The sequence below is a fragment of the Undibacterium cyanobacteriorum genome (genome assembly GCF_031326225.1).
Lineage (GTDB): Bacteria > Pseudomonadota > Gammaproteobacteria > Burkholderiales > Burkholderiaceae_D > Undibacterium > Undibacterium cyanobacteriorum.
Genome location: NZ_CP133720.1, coordinates 1,600,209 through 1,626,393, shown reverse-complemented (window position 1 = coordinate 1,626,393; position 26,185 = coordinate 1,600,209). Strand labels below are relative to the sequence as shown.

The following is a 26,185-nucleotide window of genomic DNA, read 5'->3' as shown; positions in this document are numbered from 1 at the left end:
CCACGAAGGTATTACTTTTTTTCGATCTTAATTGTTTCAGAATCAAACTGCTGAGGATTCTTTCCTGTGAAACCTGCATAAAAAGAACGAATCTCCAGCATATCTTTTTCAATATCGCCGCTTGGATAAAATATCCTACCAACGCCGCCAATCTTTTCTTTGAAGTCGACGTAGCCCAAGCCTAATGGTACACCTGCCCCTTGTGCAATATAGTAGAAACCAGTTTTCCAACGCGTCACTTTGCCGCGTGTTCCTTCCGGTGGAACAATCACCAGCAGTCGTTCGCTACGAGCGAAGGCATCGATGGTTCCTTGCACCAGATTACCTGCTTGTGAACGATCCACCGGAATCCCGCCCAACCAACGCATGATGATGCCCAACACTGGTGGAAACAAACTATTCTTTCCCATCCAATACACATCAATTCGAAGCGCAAAACAAATCATCAATGCAATCGGGAAGTCCCAGTTACTCGTATGCGGAGCACCAATCAACACACATTTCGCGGGAACTTGTGCTGTGCGGTCGACACGCCAACCAACGAGCTTCAAACCAAGAATGGAAAGCCAACGTACCAAGGTGCTGATGATGGGAGTTTTGAATATCGTGAAATGCATACGTGTCTCTTATCGTTATTATGTGATCTCAAATCTGTGACGAGATCATTTGTGTTTTCTTGGCTTACTCCGACAATGGTATCGAAATTCGATGACCTTACCCTGCTACTTTTTCATTTGCACCCACCGTAACAGCTCCGTCCACTGATCCAAATCTTTCTCTACTTTCGACGCCGCCACGTCCCATAACGTGGCTCCATGCGCCGCCAATTGTACGTAGTTTTGCGTGTCGCGCAGATAACCCAACACCGGCAGACCAAGCTGCCCAACATAATGTGCTAACTGGTCGGCCGCCTTGGTACGGCTATTTACTCGCATTCCAACGATACCAATCTCAACTTTCTTGTCGCGCTTCGCCAGTGATTTCAAAAAGTCTTCGGTCGCTAAGATATCGAACATTGATGCTTGCAAAGGCACGACTACTTTGTCTGCTAATTTCAAGACTGCATCCAATTTATTTCCGTGCAAACCGGCTGGTGTATCAATCACCACATGAGTGGTACCCTTAGGCGGTTTCACCACGCTACCATCGCTGACTTCCCAGCCACTAATCGCGGGCAAACTCGGTGGACGCAAACTCAACCATGCTTTGGCAGACTGCTGCACGTCGGCGTCACCCAGCATCACCTTGTGTCCCTTGTGCGCAAAATAACCCGCAAGATTACTAGAGATCGTACTCTTCCCGACACCACCTTTAGGATTGATTACGGCGATTACTGGCATACACTCTCTCCCTCTTCTCTTCGAACATCAGATCAAGAAATTTCAGTAGAAGTACAAACAGATCCTGCTAGGTACAAACAAACACCACCATCAACACCGAACAAGTCTAGTGATCGGATTAATTGAGAACAAACTTGTAGTGCAGGCTTCGCTAATCCTTACAATTATTCGTTCACGACATCTGTCACAGATTCTCAAACCGAGTCTGGCACTAGCAGTGCCAAATGTTCAGGCTCAAGATAGCACCACTCACCTTCGGCTAGTCCGAGATCAGCCAATTGCAATTGGCCAATTGCAGTACGTGTTAGCGCCGCACAATGATTTCCCGCTGCCGCTAACATGCGCTTCACCTGATGGTATTTTCCTTGTTCTAAGACAATTTGCAACTGATGTGAGCCCATTCGCACACAACGTTGTGCAGCAAGTGGCGCTGGTTCGTCATGTAATTGCACGCCCGACAATAATTCTTGTATCAAAGCGTCTGTCACCGGATCCGCTGTCGTCGCCAAGTAGACTTTGGGGATATGACGTTTGGGTGAGCTCTGCGCGTGAATAAATGGACCATCATCTGACATCAACAACATGCCGGTCGTATCGTGATCCAAACGCCCCACAGGCTGCACGTCACGCCAGCTAAATTGCTCCGGCAATAATTCCAAGACACCGGGATGATGCGATGGTTTTCGTGAGCATTCAAAGTTCGCTGGCTTATTCAAACAAAGATACACGTGCTCACGGACGATCCAATCTTCTTCGAAAATCTGCAAGACGAGACCAGCAGTTTCGATAGACTCTTTGTAATTGTCGTGCACCACACCATTGATGGAAACTTCTCCATCTTCAATCAATTCACGACAATATTTTCGGGTACCGAAGCCCTGCGACTGCAGGATGCGGTCCAATGATAATTTACTCATAACTTTAGCAATAAACGATTCTATGCCCATTGTACCGTTGATGAAGGGCAATAACCAAGCGCGGCGACAAGTGACCTCGCCTTTGGCAACAGCATTAAAAAAGGCGCCTATGGAACAGGCGCCTTGATAAGGAAATGACAACTCCAATACGATGCTTAATTCGGCGCACCAAAAGGATCGTCAACCGCATAACTTTGCTCGGTGAACCAGCGTGGTCCTAATTCGCTCATATAGAAGTGATCTTCGAGGCGAATACCAAATTCACCATCAAGACAAATCATCGGTTCGTTACTGAAGCACATACCTTGCGCCAACGGCGTCTTATTGCCCTTGACCAGATAAGTCCATTCGTGAATATCCAAACCAATGCCATGCCCTGTACGATGCGGTAAGCCCGGCGTTTTATAGCCTGGGCCTAAACCGGCTGCTTCTAACACACGACGCGCGGCTAAGTCGACTTCTTCACATGGCACGCCGAGTTGGGCTGCATCGAAGGCGGCCGCTTGCGCTTCTTTTTCGAGATTCCACATACTACGTTGGCGGGCAGTCGGCTCGCCGAAGACATAGCTACGTGTGATATCGGAATGATAGCGTTCGATCATGCAGCCCGTATCGATCAAAACCATATCGCCTTCTTTCAAAAACTGCACTCCATCAGGACCGTGCGGAATCGAGGTTGGCAAACCAAAACTGACGATACAGAATGTCGAGCTACTACCACCATAAGCGCGATGCGCTTGATTGATAAAATCGGCGACCTCGAACGAAGAAATGCCTTCGCGCAAAATACGGGCCGCACGTTTGTGCACTTCCAACGTAATATTCTTCGCGGCTTGCATCAAGGCGATTTCATTGGCGGATTTATGCATACGGCAAGCCGCAGTCACCACCATGCCATTGATCAAATTAAATCCAGCCAGGCTGTGGCGCAAACCCTCGGCAATAAAGAACGGCGCAGCTTCATCTAAAGCGACTGTGCCACTGAGTTTTTCATCGGCCAACATCTGCGCGACCAAAGCGTACGGGCTTTCATCCTCTTCCCATAAGCGTATATCAGCCTCTTGCCCCAAGGTTTCACGCAGCTTGGAATCCTCAAACGCGGGGCTCACAAAAATCAGCTTGCCTTCACGAGTCAACACAGCACCCACCATACGCTCGCTTTGATACCACGATAAACCAGTGAAGTAATACAAACTCGTACTCGCCGTCAGCACTAGGGCTGCAATGCCTTGCTCCTGCATCAAACGGCAAGCTTGGTGGCGTCGCTGTTCACGCTCCGTCGCAGTAATCGGTTTAACGTGAGATAAATCCTTATGAATCGCAGCCAACTCGACTGCCGCTGATGAACCACCAATTCCACGCATGAGTATTCCTTTTCAAAAGATTTTGCTGGCACTGTACCAAAAGCTGACGTCCAAGTCTTGTAGTATTCAAGCATGACCAAGACGAAATCAGCATAGCCAAAAAGTCATGCTTAGCGATCATTTTAAACTTTGAGATGATGCACGCTACAATGCAAAAAGGCCGCTCTTGCAAGAACGGCCTTCTCTCATTACCTAATTTCTTTTCGAGTGCGGGAAATAAAATCTATCTCCCCAATCAGTGAGATCAATTACATACGGGCTTTGATCAACTTACCGATTTTCTCGATACCTTCGTTGATTTTCGCTGGTGGCACCGTCACGAAACTCAAACGGAAAGTATTGGTCTCGGCTTCATTTGCATAGAACGGGCCGCCCGGTACGAAGGCAACGTTGTTCGCAATCGCTTCGTCGAGCAATTCTTTGCTATTGATGTGCTTAGGCAAAGTCACCCAGATGAACATACCGCCGAGTGGACGTGTCCATGTCACGCCTTCTGGGAAATTCTTACCCATGGCTTCCAACATCACATCACATTGCGCGGAATAGAAACGACGGATATTGGCGATTTGCTCTTGCAGGAAACCGTCCTTGATCACTTCATACACCGCCATTTGTGTCAAGGTCGCTGTGTGCAAATCCGTCGCTTGTTTCGCTTGTTCCAATTTACGGATCAAAGGCAATGGTGCAACGATGTAACCAAGACGGATACCTGGCGTCAAAATCTTCGAGAAAGAGCCGAGATAAATCACGCCTTCAGGATTCATGTTCAAAAGCTTAGGCAATGGTTCGCCGCTATAGCACAAATCACCGTAAGGATTATCTTCGATCAGTGGAATGCCCATACGCGCGCAAGTTTCGACCAACTCCATGCGACGCTCAACTGACAAAGTGCGGCCAGTTGGGTTTTGGAAGTTAGGCAAAGCGTAGAACAATTTCGCGCCTTCGCCTTTTTCAGCAACCGATGCTGGCACCACGCCATTGTCATCCATTTCAACGGAAACGAAGTTTGGCTGATACACAGAGAAGGCTTGCAGAGCGCCGAGATAGCTCGGTGTTTCCACCAAAATTTTCGCGCCTTCATCAACCAACACTTTAGCGATCAAATCCAAACCTTGCTGAGAACCAGAGGTCATCATGATTTGTTCTGGAACGATTGTGCAATCGGCTGTCGACAAAGAATCAGCGATGAATTGACGCAATGGACCGTAACCATCGGTTGGGCCGTACTGCAAAGCAGCTTTGCCATTTTCAGCCATGACTTTGTCGAATGCTGCACGCATGCGATCGACTGGGAAAGTCTCAGGGGAAGGCAAACCACCGGCGAAAGAAATCACTTCAGGACGCATGGTCACTTTCAAGATTTCACGAATCGCGGAGCTTTGCAATTGCTCGGCACGCTGAGAAAACTTCCAACTAATCGGGTTCAAATTTGGCTTACTCATGTTTTGCTTCACTTTATAAAAATAATGATTCTTGGTTTTGTCTTACTTCTTTATGTGACGCAAATGTTCACAGATATTCAATCATGTTCACTAATATTCACTTTGCGTCACGCTGTTGGCCTCTCTCAACAGCGCCTTATTTATTTTTGTAGCGTTCGTGCTTCGCTTTGCATGCAATCGACTTAAGCGATTTCTGCAATCATCTCGATTTCGACGCAGGCACCCAAAGGAATTTGCGCGACGCCAAATGCTGAGCGCGCATGCTTACCTTGTTCGCCAAACACTTCACCGATCAATTCAGATGCACCGTTCGTGACCAAATGCTGCTCGGTGTAATCTGGTGTGGAGTTCACCAAACTCATCAACTTGACGATGCGCTTGACGCGGGTCAAATCACCACCGCAGGCATCTTGCAAGGTCGCCATCAGGTCAATCGCGATCAAACGTGCGGCCTCTTTACCTTCTGCAGTTTCCATGTTTTGTCCGAGCTTACCAACCCACACTTTGCCATCTTTCTTGGCGATGTGTCCGGAGATGAAAACCGTATTTCCCGTTTGTGCATGCATCACATAGGCTGCTGCAGGTGCCGCCACTGCTGGCAATTCGATATTCAGGGCTTTCAGTTTCTCGTAGACAGACATAAGATTTCCTTTATTTACGGATTGAACTTCAATGAGCTTCGTCGAGCTAAGTTTAGATTGCGTTATTCGTTGCGCGCATCGCATTCTGCTGCGCGACCCACGCCATCTGCCAAAATCCCACATCGTCAGCTTGATCAACCAAGTTTTTCGTGACGATACAATCAGGATGAAGGCCTATCGAGCAAATATTATTTTGCGTAATCCGACATTGTACGAGTCTGGCCTCATGAAGACCACCCTTGCACTACAAAAAGCCTTCAAAAAAAGCGATTTGAACAAGGATTTTTGAAGGTTTTCACGATTTCGAAATGCAAAGCAACAATGAAAAAACCTTTCAATCTCCCGCCAAACGTCGGAACCACATCATTTCACCCGCACTTTCTAGCAATTTCGACCAGCTATGCTATGCTACTCGGAAAGACCGATACAGTACCAATACAATTATGAAATTAGATTTCACACTGTCACGGTCGTTTTACCAATACAAAATAGACATTCTCGCAAGGCACATCGAATGAATGCAACCCAGCGAGCATACAACAGATGACTTTTCCACAAGGTGCAACGATGCCGAAACCAGCCAATCTTGGAAACAGCCCCATGGTCTCACGCGAATCTGGCGGTTCTTTGGTCGAACAAATCGTCCGCTCAGTCGCCTGCCGCATTGACGACAAGCTCCTGCGCACCGGTTCACGCATGCCTTCGATACGGCAATTTGCCGATGAACAAAAGGTGTCGCGCTTCACCGTGGTCGAAGCCTATGATCGTTTGGTGGCCAATGGTTATTTGGAGTCGCGTCGCGGCTCGGGCTTTTTTGTACGAGAACGCGCTTCCTTACTCAACAATTTAAGCCCGGTCGCCCAACCTCTCCCCACTTCGCAACAACCCGATGTGGTCTGGCTGATTCGTAATATGTTTCGTCAATTGCCACCCAATAAAATGCCGGGCTCGGGTCTCTTGCCACATGAGTGGCTCGATGGTGAATTAGTCGCCAATGGCTTACGGGCGGTCAGCCGTCTCAACCAAAATCTATTACTGCATTACGGCACGCAACAAGGCTTCCTGCCACTGCGCCAACAACTGCAATTAAAGTTGGCCGAAATCGAAATCGCCGCGGCACCTGAACAAATCGTCACGACCAATGGTGTCACGCAAGCGCTCGATTTGGTAGCAAGTGAGTTCGTGCAACCCGGTGACACGATTTTCGTCGATGATCCTGCTTGGTTTTTAATGTTCGGTACCTTTGCCACGCTCGGTGCCAAAGTGATCGGGATACCTCGCTTACACGATGGCCCCGATGTAGCGAAGTTAGCGGAACTCGCTGCCCTCCATAAGCCCAAGCTCTACATTATTCATTCCGTTTTACACAATCCAACTTCGAGTTCGCTCTCTGCTTCCAAAGCGTTTCAAGTCTTAAAAACAGCGGAACTGCATGACTTCATGATTGTGGAAGACGATGTGTATTGCGATATGCATCCAGGCTCGGCGGTACAACCAGCCACACGTTTGGGCGCACTCGATCAACTCAACCGCGTGATCTACCTTGGCGGCTTTTCCAAAACCTTGGCCGCGAATTTGCGTGTCGGCTTCATCGCAACCTCGCCACAAAACGCAATCCGCTTCGCCGATCGTAAGATGCTCTCCACCCTCACCACCAATGAGATCTGCGAACGCGTGGTGCATAAAATTCTGTCTGAAGGCCACTACCGCAAACACGTGGATCGCATCCGCAGCAAGCTCGACAGTGCGCGCCATGATGTGACCTCTCGTTTAGAGCGCATGGGCATGAGCGTGGAATATCGCACACCAGCAGGCATGTTTCTATGGGTCGACACGGGTATTGACACGCTGCCGCTCACCGAGAAAGCGCTAGAAAATGGCATATTGATTGCGCCCGGCAGTTTGTTCTCACCGCACCAACTTCCCTCAACACGGATGCGTATTAATGTCGCGGCGATGAGTGATGAAACGGTGTGGAAATTTCTTGAGACTGAATTGAAGTAGGTGGCGAACAATCGGCAGAGGTCGGTAAAGAAGAGCTTGATAAATCAGCTCTTCGTTCCTTTTCAAAATTCAAGCGAACACAGGAGATGTTTGTAACTGCGCCTCATCTTCATGGCGCACGATGTCGATCAAACCCGCCTCGGCGCGCCGCAACATTTGCTCTATATTTTCGCCAGCCTGCATGGTCGCAAAGCCTACCGCGGCACTGACCTTCAATTCTTTTCCCGCAGCGGCGACCGGTATCGCTTCGATGGTGCGCTGGGTACGTTCAGCGATCCGCGCTGCGACCTCTTCACCAGCCTCTGGAAGTAAGACACAAAACTCTTCGGTACCATAGCGCGCCACGCAATCATAACCGCGCGTGGCTCGCTTAATGCGGCTACTGACCTCGGTCAACACCATGTCGCCGACATTTGCTCCATGATTCAAATTGATTTGCTGCAAATGATTTAAGTCGATCACCAATAAAGACAAAGTTTTACCCAAGCGTGCATGGCGCTGCAATTCATTTTCCGAAACGCGCAAAAATTCACGACGATTCGCAATGCCGGTCAGTGGATCAGTCGTTTCACGGCGTTGCAATTCCAATTCAGCACTGAGCAATTTCAAGCGATAGTGATGCAAATGGCGCGCAATAGTTTGCCCACTATAGGCACTCACAATCAAGATCGCGACCACCATAAATTGATAGACCACGGCCGGGAATTGTTTCGCAAAGGCGATTGCCAAACAAGCGAAGAAGTAGGCATACACTAGTTGTCGAATCAAGGCCACGCGTAATGGCAAGACTAAATTCATCATCAACAACAACCATGCATCGATTAAGAAATGGGCGAGATAGGTGGTTGGTGACAAGTAGTTACTCGCCACTTGTGTCAACAAACTCAAGATCGCCCAAGCATAGAGATGGCGTTGAAAGAGGTTCCCTTCGGAGCGTTTCCCTGTGCCTTGCAAAATCCACCATGCGTAGGCGCAGACCGCTAACCGCAAACCCGCTAAGGCCAGCCATTTCGGATCGAAAATTTGCGTCAAATGCTGCAAGCCCATGACTGCCGCATCAACATACAACAAAGGCAGGCTCACCCACATCATAAAGCGCAAGACGCGTCGGCCTAGCGCATGATCTTGCAATTGATAATGATGCTGATATTCGTTTTGGCCTGCTTCAGGATAATAGGCTGACATGATTGTCTCTCATTATTGTTTTTTACCTTAATGTAAGGCCGACTGATGCTACTCCATGACATTTGACTAGCGACATTTTGTCTAGCTCATCGTAAAGCGTTCAGTCTTGCTTCTTGTTTCTTTGAGGCACAATTTCAGTGTAGCGCCACTCTCAACGCTTGCCAAATAAATTACCGACCGCTCGTCGCGTGATTGGTAACAAAGTCGCAAAATGGTCGCAAAAGCTTATTTCTTCGTCATCGAGCGAGGAATCTAGTAAGAGCGAAAGGATTTAAGCGATAATAGCGGGCTGCGGTGTTGAACAACTATTCGGTGAGCAAACCGGAACAGCCCATTCACAACTTGCCGCAGATGACTTTGATATTTTTAGCAAAGGCCACGACAAATCGCTGAAATCGACCTAGAGCGATAGTAGAGCGATAGCGTTGACGAGCCACTTATACGTTTTGACAATCACATGGACATGCAACTTTACGACAACTGGGAACGCTCCCTCCGCCCCTTCTCTCCAATTCATCAAGATTGGGTCGGCTTGTACTGTTGCGGCCCAACCGTGTATGACTATGCGCACATCGGCAATCTACGCACCTACTTATTCGAAGACGTTTTGCGTCGCGCCTTAGAACTCAACGGCTACAACGTTCGCCATGTGGTCAACATCACCGACGTCGGCCATTTAGTGTCCGACGCTGATGATGGCGAAGACAAAATGGAAAAGGGTTCGCGCCGCACCGGTCAAACCGCATGGCAAATCGCTGAAAAATATACGATCGCTTTTAAAGAAGATATCCAACGCCTCAACATTCTTGAACCCAAAGTGTGGTGCAAGGCGACCGATCACATCGTCGAACAAATCGATTTCATCAGCGTCATCGAAGAAAAAGGCTATACCTATCGCACTTCGGATGGCATTTATTTTGACACCTCCAAACAAGATGATTACGGCTACCTCGCGCGCTTGAACCGCGAAGGGCTGGAAGCGGGCAAGCGCGTGGAAATCGGCGAAAAGAAAAATGCAACTGACTTCGCGCTGTGGAAATTCAGCCCTGAAGGCAGCACCCGCCAAATGGAATGGGATAGTCCTTGGGGTCGTGGTTTCCCTGGTTGGCACATCGAATGTTCCGCCATGTCAGCCAAATACTTGGAACCATGGTTTGATATCCATTGCGGTGGCGAAGACCATATCGCAATTCACCACAGTAACGAAATCGCTCAGAACCAAGCCTGCCATGGCACGCGTTTAGCCAACTTTTGGATGCACGGTTATTTCTTGCAAATCGACGCCGGAAAAATGTCGAAATCCAGTGGCGACTTCCTGCGCCTGCAAACACTGATCGATGAAAACATTGATCCCCTCGCCTACCGTTGGTTATGTTTGTCTGCTCATTACCGCAGCCAACTCAACTTTAGCTGGGAATCTTTACGCGCCTCGCAAACAGGTTTGAATCGCCTGCGCGAAACCTACTTTAACTTACCAGCCGGCGGCAGCATCAACACCGATTATGCCGAGCGTTTCAAAGCTGAAGTGAATCAAGATCTGAACCTGCCGAAGGCGATTGCCGTGATGTGGGAAATGTTGAAATCCAATGTCAGTGACGCCGACAAAAAAGCCACGCTCGATTATTTCGATTTGATGTTAGGCCTCAATTTGAAAGCATGGGAACCGAAGAAAACCGAGATCCCAGCTCACATCATGGAACTGGTCGAACAACGCAAAATCGCCCGCCAAAATAAAGTGTGGGCAGAATCAGATCGATTGCGTGATGCGATTAAGGCGGCAGGTTTTGAAGTGGAAGATACGCCGGCAGGAATGGTGGTAAAGGCTGCGGGGTAATCTGCTCAAATATAAAACTTGGACAGAAGTTATCAGCACACATTGAGCGCAAAGAAGTCGATAAATTAAATCTGAAAACGATGCAAAAGAAGACTTTATACACAAGCTCTGCGCTCCTTATTGTGCTGGTAACGATCGCTACATTTACCTTCTTCAGCGAACCGAATTCAGATCAAGCACAAATATCAACGACATTGGCGGAACCGAAGTTGATGCGTGCGCAGTCCTCCAATGTCGGCCCAGATAAAGTAGAAAAGCAAATCGATCAAGCGCCTCCTGTTCTACCAATTCTGGATATTAACAAGGGCTCTGACGACGAGATTTGTAGAACGATTGGGGACCACTTTCAAACCCATGAAGCTGCCAATGAGAACCAGGCACAGGATAAGAATTTCATAAAGACTCTACAGGCCAAAGTCAAAGCTGACAGTCCATTAGAGAGTGCTGCTGCTCTCTTTCTTCTAGCACAAAAAACCGACTCCGACGTTAGCGATTCCTTACATTCAAAGTGTGGCGATGAAAAAGCTTGCCATGATATGGCCGACACACAAGCCGAAGAAGCAGTGGCCAAATACATCGATGAAATTGCGAAGTTGGCGATCCGTTCCAACAGTCCGCAATTGTATGCCATGGCATTTCAAGGATGTCAGCGTGTAGAAAACTCACGCCCAGCAAGTTGCAAGCAAATCACTGCCGAACAATGGGCACAAAGAGATCCTGAAAATGGAAGAACGTGGCTTTATGTTTTGCTCGATTACAGAAGCAAAGCCAATGCCGTCTCGACCGATAGTCTGAACAATGCTCTATTCCGTCTATCGCAAGCGAAGAACTTTAATAGTGGTTTACCGGATCTTATTGAGTTTAGTCATGCAATCGGACTTCAATCGAATGACTATCTTTCACAATACCAATTATTGGATATTACCAATGCCTCGCTAGTTCGCAGCGTTGGGTCTCCATACAATGCTGTCCGTGACTTTTGTAGCACAGAACACCTGAATACCAATGATCGAAACTCAGTCTGCAGCGGCATCGCCGAAAAATTCGCAACTGTCGCCGGGTCAGAGCAAAGCTTGTACACCGCTGAAAAATTGGGTCAACAGCTTTCATGGCCAAATGACAAAATAAACAAAATACACGATCAATTCGTCACCATTCGAAAAAAGAAGCAAGCGAATATTGAACTGGAGAACAAGGCTGCAACTAATGACCATCACAGCACCTGCCTCAAAAAGCTCAGGAAAGCACGCGCATTGAACCTACGCTTGCAAATTGGAGATGCTCAATTTCATAAGATGAATCCTTAGGACATGTGGACCCAACACATTGAAGTGGGTTGTCTAAATCTTGTCCCAGGAATTTCGAAGGGGCGCCAAAACCGGAAAATATCCTAAAACCCACCCTACAAAATCGCTAACCAACACTTCAATCACTCCCGCCCAACCGCAAGCCCAGTCGCCAGAAAATATCCCAACACCGGTCCTGCACCAAAACCGAGTAAAGGCATCGGTGTCAGGCCAAGATAAGCGCAGATCATGATCACGACATAGTAGAGTGCGATCGGAATCAAGACTGATATCCGATACTTGATGGCAATGAAAAATAAGCCAAGAGGAATCATCGCGACGCTCAAGATCGCTAGAAGCATGGCACCAACTCCGACCGTTGCTGCCAATTGAATGACGCCTTCGACATAAGGCACAGGCTGTAGTGGATCGGCTTGCAACCAAGTCCAAACACTAAGTGCGATCAGCGCGAGACTAATCGCGGACTTGAGGCGCATTGACACGGAACTATGCCAGATAATGAAAATCATGCCCAGTGAAAATGCTGTGATTTGTGATGCGTCCGGTTGAGCTGCGAGGCTTGCTGCAATCGTGATGCTTAACGCGCTGGTCGCGAGATTGGCTTGTCTTCTGATCCAAAACAAAACGGCGATTAGCAATAAACTCGCCGGCATGATGAGGCCAGCAAAATACAAACGTAAGTCCGCGATTTTCAACCAGCGTGCGGGGCTACCAGTCTGCCCTGCGATGTAGGCAGTCACAATACATAAAAGCAAACCAATAGCGATGAGACTTAGTGTGATCAAACCTATTCTTGTTCGAAAGCTTTGATGAGGATCGCGCTCTGTCCTTCTGCGCATCGCTGCTTCGGTCCGCTCAGAGGTTCGCCACAAGACAAATCCACATCCCATCAGTCCAACTAGAACTTGCTGCAGCAGTAAGCCCATACCGACCTGCGAGTAAGACATCAAAAGCACACTACCAAGCAAACTTGGCAGTGCAAGCAATATTAATTTCAAGGGTAGGCGCATTTCGATTTCCTCGTTCAAAACTGCATCTAAACAGAATCACTATTCTAGTTCAGCTTTGCCCGCAGATAACGCAAGGATGGACCACAAATGGTGCGTTCAACCACGATCCCTAACAAGACGCAGGCGACCACAACTGGAACATAAGTGAGGTAGCTCCAATGCATATTGTCACCAAAGTAGCTTCGATAAGCGGTGCAGACTGCCAGTACGATAAACATGTGCGTCAAATAAATCTCGTAACTCAAACGTCCCATCAAAGCCAGCCATCCGAATCCCATCGTGCTACGCAGAGGGTATTGAGCGGCGGCGAACACCAAGAAACACGCAGAGATACACAAGATATACATCATGAAGTTTTCCATGGTGCGCCACAACTCAGCACCAAAGAAAAACACGCCTATAATCCCGGTTACACCAAAGACAAAAAGGCTGCGCGCAAAGCCACGCGAAACCGTCAGCTTTTGTGCCAACAATGCCGTCAAGACACCGAATGCAATCGCTGACATCCCTGGCAGATAAGCTTTCTCTTGCCAAATCTCATTGCCGACAATCGCTCCACGCGTCCATGGCAAAGACAGTGCTAGGGCTAGCAAAGCCAAGATCAAAAAGTGGCGTGGCAAAAGCAAACACAGTACAGGAAACGCCAAATAAAAAACCTCTTCAATCGACAAAGACCACAACACATCCCATGCGGGTGGCAACCACGTTGTTTGCGCTTCGTACCAATTCAAATGTAAGCCAAGTGCAGAGATCAAAGCTCTACCTAAAGTCTGTCCTTTTTCTTGAACAACGTAACCGGGCACCTGCAATCCATGTAGCACACTGAGTACGATCAATAGTATTGCGAGCAATGGAAAAATCCGACTAAAGCGCTGGCGATAAAACGCTTTCCATTCGATCTGATTTAGCGCTCCATAACGTTGCAGGCAATTCTGCGTAATCAAAAATCCCGACAGGACGAAAAAGATGAACACCGATTCGTAACCATTAAAACTAATCCCATTCAAAATGCGCTTCGAAACAAAATCACCCAAGGCGCTCGGCCCTAAAGGCAATCGAAATTTCAAAGCAAGGTGGTGAATGACGACGAATAAGATGGAAAAGCCGCGGAGTAAATCGATACCTAGATTACGTTGCATAGTTCTTAATTGGGAGTTGAATCAATGAAGTCTAAACGCGAGACTCAATGCGTCTAAGTCGTTATACCTGAGCTTGTAGCGTCACACAGTATTCAAAATAGTTTCTAAAAATTGAAAGAGAGCGCTCCCACTCGAAGCGATTAAATTTTTTTCGATCCCCGCCGATAAGCTTTCGGATAAGCGTAGTTGCGGTCAAAAATGACAAACAAAGCGAAACATTGCGAAGCGACTCAACTTTTTCTACGCGCTGCCGATACCGCTTCGATGAAGGATAGTTGCGCGCCCCGATAATAAAACAAATTAGAACAAAATAAAGAATAAACGATAGAGAAACGCATCCGTGTAAGAAAAAAATATCATGACTATTATCAATACCAATCTCGCATCGATTAATGCACAACGCAATCTCAGCAGCACACAAACAGCGTTGACCACGTCAATGCAACGTCTTTCGTCCGGTTCCCGCATTAATAGTGCCAAAGACGATTCGGCTGGTTTGGCAATCTCGGAACGAATTAGTTCACAAATTGGTGGCATGAACCAAGCCGCGCGCAATGCCAATGATGCTATTTCACTCGCGCAAACAGCTGAGGGTGCATTACAACAAATTACCTCGAATCTACAACGTATTCGCGATCTTGCCGTGCAGGCTGCAAACGGTAGTAACCAGGCGATTGACCGTGCTTCACTGAATAACGAAGCCTCACAAATCATTTCAGAAATCGATCGCATTGCAAGCTCGACCACCTTTAACGGTGTCAATCTCATCGATGGCTCATTCAACTCGCAAACTTTCCAAGTTGGCGCCAACAATTCGAGCAGCGACCAGATCAATATTTCTTCGATCGCCAGTGCAAGATCAAGTGCACTCGGTGTCGGGTCCACCTCAAGCTATTCAACCAGAATCACCGGCACTGGGCTCATGGCGACACCGGTCGCTTTTGCAAACGGAGACTTAGTGATCAATGGTTACCGCGTTGGTGCATCAACATCCGATGGCGTTTCTTACGTTTACGCAAATGCCAGTAGCATCGCCAAAGCCACCGCCATCAACGCCATCAGCGGCAGTACCGGCGTCACGGCAACCGTTGGCCCGACCGTTCTACCTGGCGTTGCGGTAACCAATGGTGGCGCTATCTCTGCCGGTGATCTTCGCATTAACGGTGTTCCGATCGCCGCGATCGCTGCGGTCGCTGGGCCGAACTTAGCCGCACAGCGTGGTTCGCAGGTCGCGGCAGCCGTCAATGCCATTAGCTCCCAAACCGGCGTTACGGCAAACTTTAGCACTACGAATGGTGCTGTGACTTTGATCGCTGCGGATGGTAGAAATATCAGCCTAGTATCATCAACCAACGCTTCCTCAGATAGAGCATACACAGGCATCGACATCCAAGTGAACGCGATAGGTGACATCACTTCTGCAATAAGCTTGACCTCGAACAGCTCAGCAGGAATTACCATCGCAGAAGGCACCACCAACGCCGCAGCAAACACCGGTTTTACTGCGGGTTTTACGTCCGCTTCAGTGACGGTTGGGGCAGGTTTATCATCCCTAAATCTTGGCACGGTCGCTGGAGCTTCTTCGGCACTGAATACGGTCGATGCTGCGATCCAAACGGTCAGCACTTCACGTGCAACCTTGGGCGCTTATCAAAACCGACTTACCTCAGCCATTACCAATCTACAAACGAACTCGGAAAACCTATCCGCAGCACGAAGTCGTATTCGTGATACAGACTATGCGCAGGAAACCGCCTCACTCACTCGAGCGCAAGTTTTGCAACAAGCAGGCACGGCGATCTTGGCGCAAGCGAACTCGCTACCAAATAACGCTTTATCACTGCTACGCTGAGATAGCGGAGACCTTGTTCAATCCTTGGTCTCGCACTAGTCAAAAAACTAGTCAAAAAACTAGTCAATAAACTAGTCAAAGCTAAAGATGACTGATACAAATCGATTGGCAGGTCGCCATGAACTTTTTGTGTCCGCACTCGCTGCTCGCTCACACCTCCTTAGACGCGCGCCTGCGAAACGAAGTTCGTCAAGCAGACGGATGATCGTATCGTCCTTTGCCTATGGCATCTGATACAGTGGTTTATTTTTATCCACCACATGCACGGTGAAAATCTTCAGACTCTGATCGCCGACCACCTTGAATCCACCATGTTGAATCATCCGCAGATTCATGAGACTGGCGCCTGTTGCTAAAGGCACTGGATCTTTGCCCGGCATTTGAATTTGCGCGCCTTGCACCACGTACACAGCCTCGATACCGTGGTGGAGATGTGAATTCATGCTCTCGCCTGGTTTGTACTCGGCCACCGAAGAAATCACTTCCATGCCGGTTTCCTGACCATTAGGCCCTAACAAATCGACTCGCTGCTTTTCTTGGCGTTGCGGTGCGTCAGTGAGTGCCTGCGCTAACAAAGTGCCAGCGCTACCAAGCGCGATCAGCGCGAACGCTGAAAGCCATTTTTTTAAATTCATTATGATGCCTCCTGCTTATGATGTACTGAATTGTGGCGGCACGAATAGATCGAACAATGCAATGAATATGGTCAAATTAGCTCAAGCCTACAGCACCACTTCTCGAAATTAAATCTGTTACTGCGTATAGCTAAAAACTCGAGCCATCTTCCTTGAGAAATGCGATTTCTTCGTCTGTTGAAGTACGTCCTAAAATCGCATTACGATGCGGATAACGACCGAAGCGATCGATGATGCGTTTGTGTTTCAGTTCAAATTCGTAGTTCGCCTGCGGCGCACGTTCTTTGAATAGCTGCTCCGCAAAAACATGAATCTGTTTTGATTCGCTGTGCATCAAAGGCATATACATGAAATTTCGCTCAATCGCTGACATCACTTGATCAGCACCTTGACGCAAAGCTTCTTGGGTCAAGACCACAGCCATCGTATCTTGTGTAAACGCGCGTGCGGTGCCGCGATAGACATTACGAGAGAATTGGTCGAGCACGATGATTTCCGCTAAACGACCATAAGGCTGCTCGCGCCAAGCCGACAATTCACCGGCTGCCGCTGCATTCAGCGTCGCGCCAAATCGCTGCGCGATCAATTGATCGAAGGCAGGATCAACACGCCACCATTGTTTGCTATCAATCTCTTTAAACCAGAAATCAATCACTTCTTGAAACATGGTGGATCTCCTTGTCGATTATTTCGTTTGCGTTGAGATTAAACGTTCTGGTGCCAGTATCCCATATTCTTGCAATTGTGCCGAACCTAACAATTGCCGCACGCCATGCCCAGTGTGTTCATCATGTGCATAGACGCGTACACGTCCGAGCTGCGTTGGATAATTGAGTCCTTCTTTGCCAAGCGGAATTCTTTGACCTTGCAAAAAACGACGCGCTAATTCTGCCGTCAGTTCTACCTCAGGAAAACTCGACAGCAAAGCATCAACCGGCGCCAGGAGAGATAGGCGTTGCCCCTCATCCATGGCTTCCAATTGCTCCAAGGTCACCGTATTTTCTAGAACCAAATGACCTACTTGGGTGCGACGCAAGGCATTTAGATGGGCGCCACAACCCAATGCTTTACCGATGTCTTCGCCTAGAACACGGATGTAGGTACCTTTACTACAGCGCACATTCAGCGTCAGAAACGGCGCTTCGTAATGCACAAATTCCAGCATATGTATCGTCACGGGGCGCGCTTCGCGTTCTAGCGTGATGCCTTCGCGCGCATATTCATATAGCGCTTTGCCATCACGTTTGAGGGCCGAATACATGGGCGGCACTTGCATAATATCGCCACGAAATTGCGCCAGCACGGAGTGAATTTGTTCTATGCTGACATCTACTTCGCTCTGCTGTACGACTTCGCCCTCCGTGTCACCCGTATTGGTCGTCATGCCGAGGTGTACCACCGTTTGATAGGTCTTATCAGCGTCAAGCAAGTCCGCCGAAAACTTGGTGGCCTCGCCAAAACATAGAGGCAGCAAGCCCGTCGCGAACGGATCTAAGGTGCCTGTATGCCCTGCCTTGATGGCATTCAATAAGCGCTTCGCTTTGATCAAGGCATCATTACTCGACCACGTCACTGGCTTATCCAACAACAAGACACCATTAATCGGCTGACGTGTTTTCTTTTTCGGGACTTGATTCATTCATTCAACAATTCAAAAATCTCACTGACATAATGCAGAAGCGCAAAGAACGCCAAGTTTTTCCTCTGCGTACTTTGCGCCTTCACGGAGCATGCTTCTCGATAAAAGAACGATTAATCCTCGGATTGATTGTCGTCATCCAAAGCACGCGTCGCATTCGCTTCATCGATTAACTTCGACATTGCCATGCCGCGCATGGTCGATGTGTCGTGCACGAAATGAAGTTGCGGTAGCGTATGAATACGTAATTTCAAACCGAGCTGATTACGCAAGAATCCCGAAGCCTTGTTCAAACCTTGCAAGGTCTGCTCAATCGCTTGCTTATCATCCGTCAAGGTCGTGAAATAAATTTTGGCGTGAGCGTAATCGGGTGTCAATTGCACTTCCGTCAAAGTGATCATACCGACGCGTGGATCACGCAGTTCTGCCCAAATAATTTCAGACAGATCGCGTTGAATCTGATCAGCTACACGTAATCCCCGTGATGGGATGGATTTACTATTTTTTGCCATGATTTTCTTTACTACGAATGCTTATTTTTTCACACTACAAAAAGACTAAACCGCAGAGTCCCAAGTTTCGCAGAGCTTTTTCAACTCTCTGCGCACTTGGTTCTCTGCGGTTCAATTCCTTCTGTCTATTCTCTATCGACTTACAAAGTACGAGCGATTTCTTGAATCTCGAATACTTCGAGGAAGTCGCCGACTTGAATATCGTTGTAACTCTTGAGTGACAGACCGCACTCCATACCTGCACGAACTTCTTTGGCGTCGTCTTTGTAACGCTTCAGAGAATCGAGCTCACCTGACCATGTCACCACATTGTTGCGCAACAAGCGGACGGAGGACGTACGTTTGACCATACCTTCGGTGACCAAGCAACCTGCAATCGAACCAACTTTGGAGACCGTAAAGACTTGACGAATCTCGACCATACCGATCACTGTTTCGCGTTTTTCTGGTGCCAACATACCGGACAAAGCTGCCTTCACTTCATCGACTGCATCGTAAATGATGTTGTAGTAGCGAATATCAACGCCATTGGTTTCAGCCAACTTACGTGCCGACGCATCTGCACGGGTGTTAAAGCCGATAATGACCGCTTTCGAAGCCACCGCCAAGTTGACGTCGGATTCGGAGATACCACCGACCGCCGCATGAACCACTTGAACGCGAACTTCGTTGTTGGACAATTTGACCAAAGATTGAACCAAAGCTTCTTGCGAACCTTGTACGTCGGTCTTGACGATAATAGGCAAGTTTTTGAGTTCGCCTTCGCCCATGTTTTCGAACATGTTCTCGAGCTTCGCTGCTTGTTGCTTCGCCAGTTTAACGTCACGGAATTTACCTTGACGGAACAAAGCGATTTCACGCGCTTTGCGTTCGTCAACCATGACCATCACTTCTTCACCAGCGGCTGGTACCTCTGTCAAACCTTGAATCTCGACTGGGATCGATGGACCGGCTTCATTGATGTTCTTACCGTTCTCATCCAACATCGCACGAACACGACCAAAGGAAGAACCCGCCAAGACCACGTCGCCACGCTTCAAAGTACCGGACTGAACCAAGATCGTTGCGACTGTACCGCGACCTTTATCGAGACGCGCTTCCACCACCAAACCTTTTGCCGGTGCATCGACTGGTGCTTTCAGCTCTAACACTTCAGCTTGCAACAAGACGTTTTCCAACAAGGAATCAATACCTTGACCGGTCTTCGCGGAGACTGGTACGAATGGTGAATCACCACCGTATTCTTCTGGAACGACGCTTTCAGCGATCAATTCTTGTGTCACACGATCCGAGTTCGCAGCTGGTTTATCGATCTTATTGATCGCAACCACCAAAGGCACGCCCGCTGCTTTCGCATGGGAAATCGCTTCCTTCGTTTGCGGCATCACACCGTCATCAGCTGCCACCACCAAAATAACGATATCAGTCGCCTTCGCACCACGTGCACGCATTGCCGTAAAGGCTTCGTGACCTGGGGTATCGAGGAAAGTGATCATTCCGCGTGGTGTTTCAACGTGATACGCACCGATGTGCTGAGTAATGCCACCCGCTTCACCGGAAGCCACTTTGGCGCGACGAATGTAGTCGAGCAAAGATGTTTTACCGTGATCGACGTGACCCATCACCGTGACCACTGGGGCACGTGGGAACGCATCGTAATGCGCGTGTTCAGCAACGTCCGTCAACATCGCTTCTGGATCATCGATCTTCGCGGCGAATGCTTTATGGCCCATTTCTTCAACCAAGATCATTGCTGTTTCTTGATCGAGAACTTGGTTAATCGTGCACATTTGACCGAGTTTCATCAAATGTTTAATGACTTCAGACGCCTTGACCGACATCTTGTGCGCGAGTTCTGCGACAGTCAGTGTTTCAGGAACATACACGTCCTTAATCACGGCTTCGACAGGCACTTGGAAATTCGATTCGCGTTGCTCATCATGGCCGCTATTGCGACGACCTTTCGGGCCGCTACGCCAGCCTTCACGACCAACTGGTGCTGCGCCGCGTGTCTTCAAACCACCACCGCGTTTCTTCGCAGCCGCTTCGTCTTGCCATGTGGAAGACACGTTAGCAGACTTGATCGCTTTCTTGTCGTTACCTGCATTCGCAGCACCGCCAGCAGCCACTTTCGCTTCTTTTTTCTCTACCGTTGGTTTCTTCTCACCGGCTTTTTTATCGGCCGGCTTATGCAAAGTACCTTCCGCGATTTTTGATGCAGGTGCTTCAACCGGTTTCGGTTTACGTGCCGCGCTCATCATTTCTTTGATTTGCGCAACTTCGTCGGCCACTTTCTTACGTGCACTTTCCGCACTTGCCGCACGTGCCGCCGCTTCGCGAGCATCTTCTGCCGCTTTGGCTTTGGCCGCCTCAGCTGCACGCTTTGCTGCTTCCTCTGCTGCTGCATCAGACTCAGCTGCCGCTTTAGTCTTGGCGCGTTTTTCTTCCGCCTGTTTCGCTTTTTCAGCCTCTGCTTTAGCTTGTGCTTCTGCAGCCAATTCCGCTTCACGAGCAGCTTTCGCTTCTGCTTCTTTCTCAGCTTCGAGGCGCGCTAATTGCTCTTGCTTCTCTTGGAGCTCAGCTTCGCGACGCGCAGCCAATTCAGCTTCCGCCTGCGCTTCTGCTTCGCGACGTGCCATTTCGATAGGATCGATTGCCGGCGCTGCCTTAGCAGACTCTTCGGCTAACAAATCATCGCGCTTCACAAAGGTACGCTTCTTGCGCACTTCAACTTGCACAGTACGTGTCTTACCAGTGGCATCCGCCTGCTTGATCTCGGTCGTTTCCTTACGAGTCAAGGTGATTTTCTTTTTCTCGACATCAGGAGCCACGCCGTGCGAACGACGCAAATGCTCCAAGAGTTTGTCTTTATCTTCTTTTGACAAACTGTCGGACGCCGATGCTTTATTGACGCCAGCGGCACGCAATTGCGCGAGCAGTGCTTCCGCTTGCATTTTCAGCTCGGTGGCAAATTGAGCTACGTTATTACTCGCCATTCAGTCCTCTTTTTCCTTTCGCACTTCGGTGACCCATCCGTGCATACTTAATTATTGACTCGTGATTACTTCGCCTCAGCGAGTTTCCATGCGTTTTCCAACAAGGCTTTTGCATGTTCGTCGTATTTGGCATCGATGAGTTTCATTTCATCGTCAGTCACATCGTCAAATGCATTATCAATCAACTGGCGCGCACGGTCTGTTGTCAGAGCCAAAATCGCACCAAATTCATCGTAAGCCAGAGCACCGAAAGCAGCGAGAGTCTTGATACCTGCGAGACCCAATTTACCCGCTGTTGCGCGGCTCATACCTTCCAAATTAATCAAAGCGTCTTCTACGCCTTCCACGCCTTCTTCAGACGCAATCGCTTCTGTCAACAAAGCATCACGAGCGCGGCTACGCAACTCATTGACTGTATCTTCATCAAGCGCTTCGATTTCCAACATCTCGCTGATCGGCACATACGCGATCTCTTCGAGACTAGAGAACCCTTCATCAACCAAGATGTCTGCAACTTCTTGATCAACGTCGAGTTTTTCCATGAACAAGCTACGAATACCTGCAGTTTCTTGTTCTGCCTTATTCGCAGATTCTTCTGCTGTCATGATATTGATCTGCCAGCCTGTCAATTCTGCAGCGAGGCGTACGTTTTGACCACTACGGCCAATCGCGATCGCCAAGTTCTCATCATCAACGACGACGTCCATTGCGTGTTTTTCTTCGTCAACCATGATCGAAGAAACGTTCGCTGGCGCCAAAGCACCAATCACAAACTGCGCAGGATCTTCAGACCACAACACGATATCAACACGTTCGCCGCCGAGTTCACCGGTGACAGCTTGGACGCGAGAACCGCGCATACCAACGCAAGTACCGATAGGATCAATACGTTTATCATCTGTGTGTACAGCGATCTTGGCGCGCACGCCTGGATCACGCGCCGCCGATTTAATGACCAAAGAACCTTGTTCGATTTCTGGCACTTCCAATTCAAACAATTTCATGATGAATTCTGGCGCCGTACGGGACAAGATCACTTGAGGGCCACGTGCATTACGATCGATACGCAAGATGTATGCGCGAACACGATCACCAACACGCAAATTTTCTTTCGGGATCATTTGATCGCGCGGCAGACGTGCCTCGATACGACCAGATTCCACCACTGCGTCGCCGCGTTCCATACGCTTGATGGTACCCATCACGAGGGAATCACCACGCTCCAAGAATTCAGCCAAAATTTGTTCACGTTCTGCATCGCGAATACGTTGCAAGACGATTTGTTTTGTGTCTTGCGCGAAACGACGACCGAGTTCAACGGATTCAATCGGTTCTTCAATGTACTCATCAACTTCGATATCAGCATATTGTTCAACGGCTTCGAAGTGCAAAATTTCTTGATCGGGCAATTGCAAGCCAGCGTCATCAGCCACCACGTGCCAACGGCGGAAGGTACGATATTCACCGGTATCGCGATCGATCTCAACACGAATATCTACATCACCTTCATAACGCTTTTTGGTAGCCGTAGCCAAAGCATGTTCCAACGCTCCAAAAACGATGTCTTCATCGACGTTTTTTTCGCGCGCCAGCACATCAACCAATAATAAAACTTCGCGACTCATGCTTTGCGACTCCTAAAATCCACTTGCGGCACCAAACGTGCCTTATCCAAATCAGCGAGCGTAAACTCAAGCATCGCCGCGCCATCTTTTGTTTCAAATTCGAGCTTCAGAGTTTCCCCTTCAGGCTCATGCAAAATACCTTCAAAATTTTTACGATTTGGCGTGCCAGGCATCGGCAAACGTAATTTAACGGTCGCCTTTTCACCAACGAAACGGCTAAAGTCCGCTAATTTTTTCAAAGGACGATCGAGACCTGGTGAAGAAACTTCCAGGCGCTCATAGTTCACTTCCTCAACCGTCAACACGTGCGACAATTGATGACTCACTTTCGCGCAGTCCTCAACGTTCACATGACCTTTTTCTTCAACTTCTTCGGGCAAAAGATCAATGTAAACGCGCAATAGACCACGCTCTGCTCGTTCAAAATCGACCAGATCATAGCCCGTTCCGTTAACTGTCTTTTCAATTAGTTCCAACAACTGCAAGGCACTTCTCCAAAAACACAAATTCTTCCAAAAACCGAATCGCCAAAAAAAAATGGGCACCTGCCCATCTTCTTAGCACCTAAAACCGGGATGTGACATGCGACTGCACATTTCAGTTTTTTAGAAACAATCTGCTAACCCCAAGATTATAAACGATTAATTACTCAATCGCAATGCAATCACACTGACGGGCGGGGATTTTAAGACGAGACCGCAACATCTTGCGCGGTCTTTACAAGCGTTTTTTTCTCAATACTTTTTTTATGGCTTATTTTGCCACCGACTATCGCCCACCAACGGCGAAAGTTTAACAAAATCACTACACTTTTGATGCGCAACAAACTCTAAAGAGCAAACTTCGGCGCTGCGCATCGCGATGTTTTACAAAAAACAAACTTATTTAGTCCGAGAGCGGCGACGCGCAGCAATCGCTTGCCCCAAAGCTTGCGAACTACCACGAACAGTCGGACCACGACGCTCTTGCATGCTAAAGCCCAAAGCCGTCTGCAATGGATCTGGTTGACGACTACGATTCTTGTTATTTTTATTATTTTTGTTCGGCTTTGCACTCTTGCCGCTCAAACCAGCTTCACGGCCAGACAAACCCACTTGCGCATGCGCAAAACCGCCTCGAACGGTCGGTTCGTAACTGCGCTGCACGGGTGCGTCGAACGGATTCACATTACGTGGGCCTTTGCCTTGAATGCGATTGCCGTTGACTTTGCCTGCACGTTCATTGTTTTTCGCAGATTTTTCCGCGGCTCGATTCTCGCCTTTCGGCATATCCAAACCACTGACTTTCATCAAGCTACGAACTGCATCTTCTTCCAACTCTTCCCAACGTCCACGCTTCAAATTGGATGGCAAAGTCATGACGCCGTAGCGAGTACGAATCAAGCGCGATACGGTCAAGCCAACCGCCTCAAACATACGACGAACTTCACGATTACGACCTTCGCCAATGATGACGCGATACCACTTATTCACACCTTCACCACCGCCATCAGAAATCTTAGAGAATTGTGCCAAGCCATCTTCCAACTCAACACCCGCCAACAACTTCTGACGCATACCCTCTTCCAACTCACCCAAAGTACGTACCGCATATTCACGCTCGATACCGTAACGTGGGTGCATCAATCGATTAGCCAAATCACCAGAGGTTGTGAACAACAATAGACCTTCCGTGTTGTAATCAAGACGTCCAACCGCCAACCATTTACCAACCTTCATCTGCGGCAAACTATCAAATACCGATGCACGACCTTCCGGATCAGAGGTACTGACGATTTCACCAGCAGGCTTGTGGTAAACCAATACGCGCGGCGGCTTCTTAGTCACTTTACGTTGCACCAACTTACCATTGATACGGACTTGATCAGTCGGCAAAATGCGCTGACCAATATGTGCTGGCTCACCATTCACAGAAACGCGACCCGCGATAATCAACTCCTCCATATCACGACGCGACCCGAGACCAGCTTCTGCCAACACTTTATGCAGTTTTGGCGCATCATCATCGGCCGTCAAATCGCGACGCGGCTTCTTGTTTTTGCCGCCGCGCTGATCTTCGTCACCAAAGGCATCATACGCATCGGACGTCACAAAAGAGAATACATCGTCAGCCGAATTCGCCGTTTTACCATGCCCTTGAGCGTGACGATTGGGGCCAGATTTCGATTTACCGTGCTTATTTCCGCCTTGGCGCTGCTGCTGCCCATCCGCACGAGTTTCGCCGTGCTGAGGATTTCTCTGACCATGCTTTTTGCCGTGTTTTTGTCCGTGCTTGCGCGCTTGACGCTCCGAAGATTCCGCACCAGATTCCTGACGACGACCTCGCTCGAGATTCTCACCATCATTCGACTCAGCAGCAACATGACCAGTCTCATGGCTGGCACTTTCATGCGCAGGCTTGCGTGACGCTGGCTTACGGGATTTTAGCTTAGGATTGTTGGTACGCTTTGGTTTTTCCACCACAGAATTTGCATCGCCGCTGGCGCCATTCGCCTCAGCGCTCAACGCAGCATGCTCAGTTGCAGCTGCTTTTGCTACACGTGGCTTGCGTGTTTTCGCGGCTGAACTCTTAGTCACGTCCTCAGTGCCAATCACATCTGCGCCAACCGTATTCAAACCCAAACCTTTTGGTTTACGCGGGGCGCGTTTTGCTGGCGCTTTTGTCGCCGATGGCTGGCTATCACTGCCGTTATTCATTTCTTCGGAATTTTGTTCGCTCATTGTGTATTTCTATCTCGTATGAC

21 protein-coding genes are annotated in these 26,185 nt (G+C 48.7%); 4 read left to right on the top strand and 17 right to left on the bottom strand.

Features of this window, described 5'->3' with window-relative positions:
- Positions 1–11: 11 nt before the first annotated feature.
- The 6 genes from RF679_RS06670 to RF679_RS06645 form a co-directional block, all read right to left on the bottom strand.
- Positions 12–617: a lysophospholipid acyltransferase family protein gene (locus tag RF679_RS06670; protein WP_309483440.1), complete on the bottom strand. Its 606-nt coding sequence runs from the start codon at positions 615–617 to the stop codon at positions 12–14.
- A 105-nt stretch (positions 618–722) separates the two neighbouring features.
- The gene (locus RF679_RS06665) at positions 723–1,340 is read right to left on the bottom strand and encodes a ParA family protein (RefSeq protein WP_309483439.1); all 618 of its coding nucleotides are present in this window, start codon (positions 1,338–1,340) and stop codon (positions 723–725) included.
- A gap of 194 nt (positions 1,341–1,534) precedes the next feature.
- Positions 1,535–2,257, bottom strand: coding sequence for a pseudouridine synthase (locus RF679_RS06660; RefSeq protein ID WP_309483438.1), 723 nt, complete (start codon positions 2,255–2,257; stop codon positions 1,535–1,537).
- A gap of 155 nt (positions 2,258–2,412) precedes the next feature.
- On the bottom strand, positions 2,413–3,621 hold the full coding sequence (locus tag RF679_RS06655; protein WP_309483437.1) for a M24 family metallopeptidase: 1,209 nt from the start codon (positions 3,619–3,621) through the stop codon (positions 2,413–2,415).
- 248 nt (positions 3,622–3,869) lie between these two features.
- On the bottom strand, positions 3,870–5,063 hold the full coding sequence (locus tag RF679_RS06650; protein WP_309483436.1) for an aminotransferase-like domain-containing protein: 1,194 nt from the start codon (positions 5,061–5,063) through the stop codon (positions 3,870–3,872).
- Positions 5,064–5,245: 182 nt separating this feature from the next.
- A complete protein-coding gene (locus tag RF679_RS06645; protein WP_309483435.1) occupies positions 5,246–5,704 on the bottom strand; it encodes a RidA family protein in 459 nt (152 codons plus the stop codon).
- Positions 5,705–6,247: 543 nt separating this feature from the next.
- Here RF679_RS06645 and RF679_RS06640 point away from each other — a divergent pair.
- Complete coding sequence (locus tag RF679_RS06640; protein ID WP_309483434.1) at positions 6,248–7,708, top strand: aminotransferase-like domain-containing protein; 1,461 nt, start codon at positions 6,248–6,250, stop codon at positions 7,706–7,708.
- Positions 7,709–7,777: 69 nt separating this feature from the next.
- Here the strand turns inward: RF679_RS06640 and RF679_RS06635 are convergent, their stop codons facing one another.
- Positions 7,778–8,893, bottom strand: a complete 1,116-nt coding sequence (locus tag RF679_RS06635) for a GGDEF domain-containing protein (RefSeq protein WP_309483433.1) — start codon at positions 8,891–8,893, stop codon at positions 7,778–7,780.
- A 457-nt stretch (positions 8,894–9,350) separates the two neighbouring features.
- Here RF679_RS06635 and cysS point away from each other — a divergent pair, with 457 nt between their 5' ends.
- Both cysS and RF679_RS06625 read left to right on the top strand, forming a co-directional pair.
- Complete coding sequence (cysS, locus tag RF679_RS06630) at positions 9,351–10,727, top strand: cysteine--tRNA ligase (RefSeq protein ID WP_309483432.1); 1,377 nt, start codon at positions 9,351–9,353, stop codon at positions 10,725–10,727.
- A gap of 80 nt (positions 10,728–10,807) precedes the next feature.
- Positions 10,808–12,034: a hypothetical protein gene (locus tag RF679_RS06625; RefSeq protein ID WP_309483431.1), complete on the top strand. Its 1,227-nt coding sequence runs from the start codon at positions 10,808–10,810 to the stop codon at positions 12,032–12,034.
- 122 nt (positions 12,035–12,156) lie between these two features.
- Here RF679_RS06625 and RF679_RS06620 read toward each other — a convergent pair whose 3' ends face one another.
- Both RF679_RS06620 and RF679_RS06615 read right to left on the bottom strand, forming a co-directional pair.
- The gene (locus RF679_RS06620) at positions 12,157–13,044 is read right to left on the bottom strand and encodes a hypothetical protein (protein ID WP_309483430.1); all 888 of its coding nucleotides are present in this window, start codon (positions 13,042–13,044) and stop codon (positions 12,157–12,159) included.
- A 44-nt stretch (positions 13,045–13,088) separates the two neighbouring features.
- The gene (locus RF679_RS06615) at positions 13,089–14,183 is read right to left on the bottom strand and encodes an acyltransferase family protein (protein ID WP_309483429.1); all 1,095 of its coding nucleotides are present in this window, start codon (positions 14,181–14,183) and stop codon (positions 13,089–13,091) included.
- A 358-nt stretch (positions 14,184–14,541) separates the two neighbouring features.
- Here RF679_RS06615 and RF679_RS06610 point away from each other — a divergent pair, with 358 nt between their 5' ends.
- Positions 14,542–16,035, top strand: coding sequence for a flagellin N-terminal helical domain-containing protein (locus tag RF679_RS06610; protein WP_309483428.1), 1,494 nt, complete (start codon positions 14,542–14,544; stop codon positions 16,033–16,035).
- 221 nt (positions 16,036–16,256) lie between these two features.
- Here the strand turns inward: RF679_RS06610 and RF679_RS06605 are convergent, their stop codons facing one another.
- The 8 genes from RF679_RS06605 to RF679_RS06570 all read right to left on the bottom strand — a co-directional run bounded on the left by RF679_RS06605 (position 16,257) and on the right by RF679_RS06570 (position 26,162).
- On the bottom strand, positions 16,257–16,670 hold the full coding sequence (locus RF679_RS06605; RefSeq protein ID WP_309483427.1) for a cupin domain-containing protein: 414 nt from the start codon (positions 16,668–16,670) through the stop codon (positions 16,257–16,259).
- A gap of 130 nt (positions 16,671–16,800) precedes the next feature.
- Complete coding sequence (locus RF679_RS06600; protein ID WP_309483426.1) at positions 16,801–17,337, bottom strand: DUF924 family protein; 537 nt, start codon at positions 17,335–17,337, stop codon at positions 16,801–16,803.
- Between the two features lie 18 nt (positions 17,338–17,355).
- Positions 17,356–18,309: a tRNA pseudouridine(55) synthase TruB gene (gene truB / locus RF679_RS06595; RefSeq protein ID WP_309483425.1), complete on the bottom strand. Its 954-nt coding sequence runs from the start codon at positions 18,307–18,309 to the stop codon at positions 17,356–17,358.
- Between the two features lie 113 nt (positions 18,310–18,422).
- Positions 18,423–18,821, bottom strand: a complete 399-nt coding sequence (rbfA, locus tag RF679_RS06590) for a 30S ribosome-binding factor RbfA (protein WP_309483424.1) — start codon at positions 18,819–18,821, stop codon at positions 18,423–18,425.
- Between the two features lie 140 nt (positions 18,822–18,961).
- On the bottom strand, positions 18,962–21,817 hold the full coding sequence (gene infB, locus RF679_RS06585) for a translation initiation factor IF-2 (RefSeq protein WP_309483423.1): 2,856 nt from the start codon (positions 21,815–21,817) through the stop codon (positions 18,962–18,964).
- 65 nt (positions 21,818–21,882) lie between these two features.
- Positions 21,883–23,442: a transcription termination factor NusA gene (gene nusA, locus RF679_RS06580; RefSeq protein WP_309483422.1), complete on the bottom strand. Its 1,560-nt coding sequence runs from the start codon at positions 23,440–23,442 to the stop codon at positions 21,883–21,885.
- Positions 23,439–23,927: a ribosome maturation factor RimP gene (rimP, locus tag RF679_RS06575; protein ID WP_309483421.1), complete on the bottom strand. Its 489-nt coding sequence runs from the start codon at positions 23,925–23,927 to the stop codon at positions 23,439–23,441. The genes nusA and rimP overlap by 4 nt, the downstream gene beginning before the upstream one ends.
- Positions 23,928–24,323: 396 nt before the next feature.
- Entirely contained in the window at positions 24,324–26,162 is a 1,839-nt protein-coding gene (locus RF679_RS06570) for a pseudouridine synthase (RefSeq protein WP_309483420.1), read from the bottom strand.
- Between the last annotated feature and the right edge of the window lie 23 nt (positions 26,163–26,185).

Bases quoted from the DNA above. Each gene is read 5' to 3' on its own strand.
- RF679_RS06670 (WP_309483440.1), bottom strand. From the start codon at position 617: ATGCATTTCACGATATTCAAAACTCCCATCATCAGCACCTTGGTACGT.
- RF679_RS06665 (WP_309483439.1), bottom strand. From the start codon at position 1,340: ATGCCAGTAATCGCCGTAATCAATCCTAAAGGTGGTGTCGGGAAGAGT.
- RF679_RS06660 (WP_309483438.1), bottom strand. From the start codon at position 2,257: ATGAGTAAATTATCATTGGACCGCATCCTGCAGTCGCAGGGCTTCGGT.
- RF679_RS06655 (WP_309483437.1), bottom strand. From the start codon at position 3,621: ATGCGTGGAATTGGTGGTTCATCAGCGGCAGTCGAGTTGGCTGCGATT.
- RF679_RS06650 (WP_309483436.1), bottom strand. From the start codon at position 5,063: ATGAGTAAGCCAAATTTGAACCCGATTAGTTGGAAGTTTTCTCAGCGT.
- RF679_RS06645 (WP_309483435.1), bottom strand. From the start codon at position 5,704: ATGTCTGTCTACGAGAAACTGAAAGCCCTGAATATCGAATTGCCAGCA.
- RF679_RS06640 (WP_309483434.1), top strand. From the start codon at position 6,248: ATGACTTTTCCACAAGGTGCAACGATGCCGAAACCAGCCAATCTTGGA.
- RF679_RS06635 (WP_309483433.1), bottom strand. From the start codon at position 8,893: ATGTCAGCCTATTATCCTGAAGCAGGCCAAAACGAATATCAGCATCAT.
- cysS (WP_309483432.1), top strand. From the start codon at position 9,351: ATGGACATGCAACTTTACGACAACTGGGAACGCTCCCTCCGCCCCTTC.
- RF679_RS06625 (WP_309483431.1), top strand. From the start codon at position 10,808: ATGCAAAAGAAGACTTTATACACAAGCTCTGCGCTCCTTATTGTGCTG.
- RF679_RS06620 (WP_309483430.1), bottom strand. From the start codon at position 13,044: ATGCGCCTACCCTTGAAATTAATATTGCTTGCACTGCCAAGTTTGCTT.
- RF679_RS06615 (WP_309483429.1), bottom strand. From the start codon at position 14,183: ATGCAACGTAATCTAGGTATCGATTTACTCCGCGGCTTTTCCATCTTA.
- RF679_RS06610 (WP_309483428.1), top strand. From the start codon at position 14,542: ATGACTATTATCAATACCAATCTCGCATCGATTAATGCACAACGCAAT.
- RF679_RS06605 (WP_309483427.1), bottom strand. From the start codon at position 16,670: ATGAATTTAAAAAAATGGCTTTCAGCGTTCGCGCTGATCGCGCTTGGT.
- RF679_RS06600 (WP_309483426.1), bottom strand. From the start codon at position 17,337: ATGTTTCAAGAAGTGATTGATTTCTGGTTTAAAGAGATTGATAGCAAA.
- truB (WP_309483425.1), bottom strand. From the start codon at position 18,309: ATGAATCAAGTCCCGAAAAAGAAAACACGTCAGCCGATTAATGGTGTC.
- rbfA (WP_309483424.1), bottom strand. From the start codon at position 18,821: ATGGCAAAAAATAGTAAATCCATCCCATCACGGGGATTACGTGTAGCT.
- infB (WP_309483423.1), bottom strand. From the start codon at position 21,817: ATGGCGAGTAATAACGTAGCTCAATTTGCCACCGAGCTGAAAATGCAA.
- nusA (WP_309483422.1), bottom strand. From the start codon at position 23,442: ATGAGTCGCGAAGTTTTATTATTGGTTGATGTGCTGGCGCGCGAAAAA.
- RF679_RS06570 (WP_309483420.1), bottom strand. From the start codon at position 26,162: ATGAGCGAACAAAATTCCGAAGAAATGAATAACGGCAGTGATAGCCAG.